Here is a 5,408-nt window from a genome sequence, read left to right on the forward strand (position 1 = left end):
CTCTTCACCACCACCCAGCCCCAGACAGTGTGATGGGGCAGGGCCTCCGGCCCCGCCCCACCAACACCAACGAACCCCAATCCGAAAACGCAACAGCCTCCTGAGGGTAGGGAAGGAGGCCTTCACGGACTTGGGCAGCGGGGGCGCGAAGTCGGGGGCGGGCGGCGGCGGATCGCGTTTAGCGGGCTAAACGCGACGCGGAGCGGGGCGTCAGCGGCGCAGCCAGCCGGAGGCGTTCGCCCGTAGCGCGGTCTCGTAAGCCGCGCTCACGGTGAACTCCTCCGGCAGGTTCCCGTTCAGCTCCAGCGACACGAGCCCGTGCACGAACCCCCAGCAGGCCACCGTCACGATCTCGGGCGGCACGTCGAGGAAGACGCCGTCGGCGACCGCCGTGCGGATCGTCTCCTCCAGCGGCGCCATCGTCGCGCGGGCCTGACCGGAGGTCTCCTCCGCCGGTTCGAAACCCGGCACCGACTTCGTGAACATGATCGCGTAGAGGTGCGGGTCGGCCAGCGCGCTCTCGCGGTAGGCGACGCCGAGCCGCACGAGGTCCTCGACCGGGTCGCCCGTCCGCGAGACACCGGACATCCGGCGGCCGAAGCGGCGGAAGCCCTCGGCGAACAGCGCGCTGACGAGGTCCGTCTTCCCGCCGAAGAGTGAATAGACCGCGGTGGTGGACGTACCGACGTCGGCGGCCAGTTTGCGGAGGCTGAGGGCCTTGGGGCCGTCGGCCGAGATGAGCTCACCGGCGCGGTCCAGCAGTTTCAGCCGGAGGTTCTCGTCGTGCGTCCTGGGGCGGGGCATGATCACAGGGTATCGCAACGCTGTTATCAATCGCTCGGATTCGGAGTTGACCTGGAGCGCACTCCAGGTCGTACTGTCGTTGACATGAGCTACTCGATAGCGGAAGCCGCGCGACGTAGCGGACTGTCCATCGACACTCTCCGGTACTACGAGCGCATCAAACTCGTCGAGCCACCGGCACGGGACGCCGCGGGGCGCCGCGCCTACACCGACGACGACCTCGGTTGGCTGGGGTTCCTGACCAAGCTGCGCCTGACCGGCATGCCCATCAAGCGCATGCGGGAGTACGCGTCGCTGCGCCACCACGGCGCGGCGAGCGCGGGACGGCGCAAGTCGATCCTCGTCGACCAGCGCACCTCGGTCGCCGACAGGATCGCCGAGCTGCAGGCCTGCCTCGACATCCTCGACTACAAGATCGACCACTACGACCAGGTGGAGCGCACGGTGCTCGGCACCGGAGCCACCGTGGAGGGAATTTCAGCGTGATCAGCACCAGGAGGCTCGGCGGTCTGGAAGTCGGGGCGCAGGGACTCGGCTGCATGGGGATGAGCCAGGCCTACGGCGTCCGCGACGACGACGCGGAGTCGATCGCCACCATCCACCGCGCCCTCGAACTGGGCGTGACCCTGCTCGACACGTCCAACGTGTACGCCGACGGTGAGAACGAAGAACTCGTCGGCCAGGCCATCGCGGGCAAGCGGGACCAGGTAGTGCTGGCGACCAAGTTCGGCATCGTCTGGACCGAAGACGGCGGGATGGCCGCCCGCGGGGACGCGGCCTACGTCAAGAAGTGCTGCGAAGACTCACTGCGCAGGCTGAACGTCGACCACATCGACCTCTACTATCAGCACCGGGTCGACCCGGACACTCCGGTCGAGGAGACCTGGGGCGCGCTCGCGGAGCTGGTGGACGAGGGAAAGATCCGGTTCGCCGGGATTTCCGAGGCCAGTGCCGAGACGATCCGCCGCGCGCACGCCGTCCACCCGGTGACGGCTTTGCAGAGCGAATGGTCGTTGTGGACTCGCGGCATCGAAGGCGAGATCCTCTCGACCGTCCGCGAGCTGGGGATCGGCCTCGTGCCGTTCTCGCCGCTCGGCCGCGGCTTCCTCACCGGCAGCGTGACGTCGGTGAAGGACCTCCCGGCGGACGACATGCGCCGCGGGCTGCCCCGGTTCGCCGAGGGCAACTTCGAGCGCAACCTGGCGATCGTCGAGGCGCTGCGCGCTCTGGCGGCGGAAAAGGGCGTGACGGCCGGACAGCTGGCGCTCGCCTGGGTGCAATCGCGGGGCGACGACGTCGTGCCGATCCCGGGCACCAAGCGGCGCAAGTACCTCGAAGAGAACGCCGCCGCCGCGGAGCTGGAACTGTCCGAAGTGGACATCGAGGCCATCGAAAAGGCCGCGCCCGTCGAGGCGATCGCCGGCGAACGCTATCCGGAGCGGCTCGCCCGCGCGGCCGGTAAGTAAGAAACCAGAGAATTGCGAGAGAAATCATGACGGGTTCCACCCTGCCCGCACGCAGGCTCGGCACGCTGGAAGTCGGCGCGCAAGGGCTCGGCTGCATGGGCATGAGCGAGTTCTACGGCCAAGGTGACGACACCGAATCGATCGCGACGATCCACCGCGCGCTCGACCTCGGCGTGACCTTGATCGACACCGCCGACATGTACGGCTTCGGCCGCAACGAGGAACTGGTCGGCCGCGCCCTGTCCGGCAAGCGGGACAAGGTCGTCCTGGCGACCAAGTTCGGCATCGTGCGTGACGAGGCCGACCCTTCGACGCGCGGGATCCGCGGCGACGAATTCTATGTGCGGCAACAGGTCGAGGCGTCGCTGCGCCGGCTGAACGTCGATCACATCGACCTCTACTACCAGCACCGGGTCGACCCGAACGTACCGATCGAGGAGACCGCGGGCGCGCTGTCCTCACTGGTCGAGCAGGGCAAGATCCGGCACATCGGCTTGTCCGAGGCCGGTCCGGAGACGATCCGTCGGGCGCACGCCGTGCATCCGGTGACGGCGGTGCAGACCGAATGGTCGCTGTGGTCGCGCGACATCGAGAACGAGGTCGTCCCGACCTGCCGTGAGCTCGGTATCGGGCTGGTGCCGTATTCCCCGCTGGGCCGCGGTTTCCTCACCGGTCGCTTCAAGTCCAAAGAGGACTTCGCGGACGGCGACTTCCGGCAGACGCTCCAGCCGCGGTTCGCCGACGGCAACCTGGAACGGAACCTGGAGATCGTCGAGGCGCTGCGTGCGCTGGCCGAGCAGAAGGGTGTCACCGCGGGGCAGCTCGCGCTCGCCTGGGTGCAGGCCCAGGGCGACGACGTCGTGCCGATCCCGGGCACCAAGCGGCGCAAGTACCTCGAAGAGAACGTCGCGTCCGTCGGCCTGAAGCTGGCCGCCGAGGACGTGGCCGCGATCGAGGCCGCGGTCCCGGCCGACGCGGTCGCGGGCGAGCGGTACCCCGAAGCGTCCATGAAGACGCTGTCGCGCTGAGAGACAGGGAAAAACCGGCGCCAAGACTTGGCGCCGGTTTTTCCTTGTCAGAGAAGGGAATTGACCGTCGAGACCACGGCGTCGACGGCGACGGTCTGCTGCTCACGGCTTTCGAGGCTGCGGACCGTCACGTTCCCGGCGTCCCAGTCCTCCTGGCCGACGATCACCACGGCCCGCGCCCCGGCCTTGTCGGCCCGGGTGAGTTCCTTGCCCAGCTTGCGGAGTTCGACGGGCGTGGACGTGCGCAGACCGGCCTTGCGGAGCCGTCCCGCGACCTCGCGCGCGGCGTCGGTGAGCTCCTCGACCACCGGGATCACCACGACATCGGTCTCACTGCGCGGCTTCGGTGTCAGGCCGTGGGTGTCGAGGAAGTCGATCAGCGTGACGTCGCCCATGCCGAAGCCGATCCCGGGGATCTGCTGCGACGTGAACAACGACGCCAGGTCGCTGTACCGGCCGCCGCCGAACAGCGCCCGCCGGTTCTCCGGCGAGGTGTCGAAGACCTCGAACACGGTCGACGTGTAGTACGCGAGCCCGCGCACGATCATCGGGTCGAACGTGATCAGGTTCGCGGCGCCGCTGTTCAGCACCTTCACCAGGTTCGAGTTCTCCTTGACCTGCTCGGGCAGCTCGTCGAGCAGCGCGGCGCCGGACGACAGGATCTCGGCCAGCTTCTCGAACTGCTTCTCGGTCAGGCCGATCTCGGTCGCGGTGTCGCTCAGCTTCGTGCGGTCCGACTTCTCCCAGCGGTCCACCAGGGTGAACACCTGCGGCAACTGCTCCGCCGTCACGCCGACGATGTCGGTGAGCGCCGACGAGAGCAGGTTCCGGTCGTTGGCCCGCACCTGGAACATGTCCGGGGTCGCGCCGAGCGCGCTCATCATGTCGTGGACGAGCTCGAAGATCTCGATCTCGCAGTTCGCGCTGTCCGAACCGAAGATGTCCGCGTTGATCTGCCAGTGCTCGCGGACCCGGCCGCGCTGCGGCCGCTCGTAGCGGTGGCAGTTCGGGTGGCTGTACCAGCGCACCGGGAACTGCAGCGACTTCGCGTTGCCCGCGATCATCCGCGCGACCGACGGCGTCATCTCCGGGCGCAGCGCCAGCCGCTCGCCGCCCTTGGTGGTCAGCGTGTACAGCTGCTGGTCCGCGATCTCCTGCCCCGACTTCCGCTCGTAGATCTCGGCGGGTTCGAGGATCGGCCCGTCGTAGCGGAGGAAGCCCCGCAGTTCGAGCACGTCGTAGAGATGGCCGAACACCTGCGTCCGGACGGACATCTCGGCGGGCAGGAAGTCGCGGGTCCCCTTCGCGGGGGCTGTCGGCAGGTATTCAGGCACGTCAGCAAGCTTAACGAGCGGTCGCCAGTGCTTTTGTCAGGGGAAGGCCACGCCGTACGCGGTGGTCAGGATCGCCGCTCCGAGCAGGACGGCGCCGGCGCTGGTGACGCGGCCGCCGAGCTTGCCCTTGCCGGGTAGCAGGTGCAGGAAGAAGCCGCCGGACTGGGCGAGTACGCCGAACAGCAGCAGGAAGCAGACGATCCACAAAGCGGTGTCCGGGAGCTCGGTCTGCCCGAGGATCCGCAGCGCGACCAGCGCCAGGACCAGCAGGACGCCGGCGTGGGCGTGACCGGCGCGGAACATCCCGCGCTGGTGTTCGGTCAGCTTCTTGTCGCGCAGGACACCCATCAGCGCGTAGCCGCCGTACATCACAGTCGGCAGCGAAACGAGCGCGATGACGGTGAAGAGCCTGATCGGGCCTTCCATGGTGTTTCCCTTCGGTGGTGGGGACGAAGGCAACGATAACACTGTTTTAAAACGGTGTCACCAAAGTTGGCGACCCACCGGACCGATGCTTCACCGCCGCTTCGGTCGCTTGGGGAGGGTGTGAAGGTCGAGTTTCCTCGGCTGAGCCGAGGGAAGGGGGCCTTCACGCGCAGCCGCTGTGACTGCTGGTGCGCCTGGGGCCAGCGTGGCGATCCTGACGGTAGTGAAGGGCCCCTTCGCTACCGTCAGAGGCTGTTGCGTTTTGGGGCGACCTGCTGGTGATGATTTTGGTGTGGGCTGGTGATGCTGGGAGAATCCTGGTGTGGCTATGGGTTTTCGTCCGGTGGATC

6 protein-coding genes are annotated in these 5,408 nt (G+C 67.8%); 3 read left to right on the plus strand and 3 right to left on the minus strand.

The genetic code is table 11. The features are described 5' to 3' along the window. Positions 1–210 precede the first annotated feature (210 nt). Positions 211–804, minus strand: a complete 594-nt coding sequence (locus tag ACFOSH_RS33800) for a TetR/AcrR family transcriptional regulator (RefSeq protein ID WP_378243944.1) — start codon at positions 802–804, stop codon at positions 211–213. Between the two features lie 84 nt (positions 805–888). Here ACFOSH_RS33800 and ACFOSH_RS33805 point away from each other — a divergent pair, with 84 nt between their 5' ends. The 3 genes from ACFOSH_RS33805 to ACFOSH_RS33815 are packed head-to-tail and all read left to right on the plus strand — an operon-like array spanning position 889 to position 3,298. Further along, the gene (locus tag ACFOSH_RS33805) at positions 889–1,290 is read left to right on the plus strand and encodes a MerR family transcriptional regulator (protein ID WP_378243946.1); all 402 of its coding nucleotides are present in this window, start codon (positions 889–891) and stop codon (positions 1,288–1,290) included. After that, positions 1,287–2,270, plus strand: coding sequence for an aldo/keto reductase (locus ACFOSH_RS33810; RefSeq protein WP_378243948.1), 984 nt, complete (start codon positions 1,287–1,289; stop codon positions 2,268–2,270). The genes ACFOSH_RS33805 and ACFOSH_RS33810 overlap by 4 nt, the downstream gene beginning before the upstream one ends. 26 nt (positions 2,271–2,296) lie before the next feature. Continuing rightward, positions 2,297–3,298 carry an aldo/keto reductase gene (locus ACFOSH_RS33815; RefSeq protein ID WP_378243950.1) on the plus strand — a complete coding sequence of 334 codons (1,002 nt, stop codon included), beginning with the start codon at positions 2,297–2,299 and terminating at the stop codon, positions 3,296–3,298. 47 nt (positions 3,299–3,345) lie between these two features. Here ACFOSH_RS33815 and hisS read toward each other — a convergent pair whose 3' ends face one another. Together hisS and ACFOSH_RS33825 are read right to left on the minus strand one after the other, a co-directional pair. Next, positions 3,346–4,632 carry a histidine--tRNA ligase gene (gene hisS / locus ACFOSH_RS33820; RefSeq protein WP_378243952.1) on the minus strand — a complete coding sequence of 429 codons (1,287 nt, stop codon included), beginning with the start codon at positions 4,630–4,632 and terminating at the stop codon, positions 3,346–3,348. A 36-nt stretch (positions 4,633–4,668) separates the two neighbouring features. Next, on the minus strand, positions 4,669–5,058 hold the full coding sequence (locus ACFOSH_RS33825) for a hypothetical protein (RefSeq protein ID WP_378243954.1): 390 nt from the start codon (positions 5,056–5,058) through the stop codon (positions 4,669–4,671). Between the last annotated feature and the right edge of the window lie 350 nt (positions 5,059–5,408).

The organism is Amycolatopsis speibonae, assembly GCF_042647925.1.
Taxonomy (GTDB): Bacteria; Actinomycetota; Actinomycetes; order Mycobacteriales; family Pseudonocardiaceae; genus Amycolatopsis; species Amycolatopsis speibonae.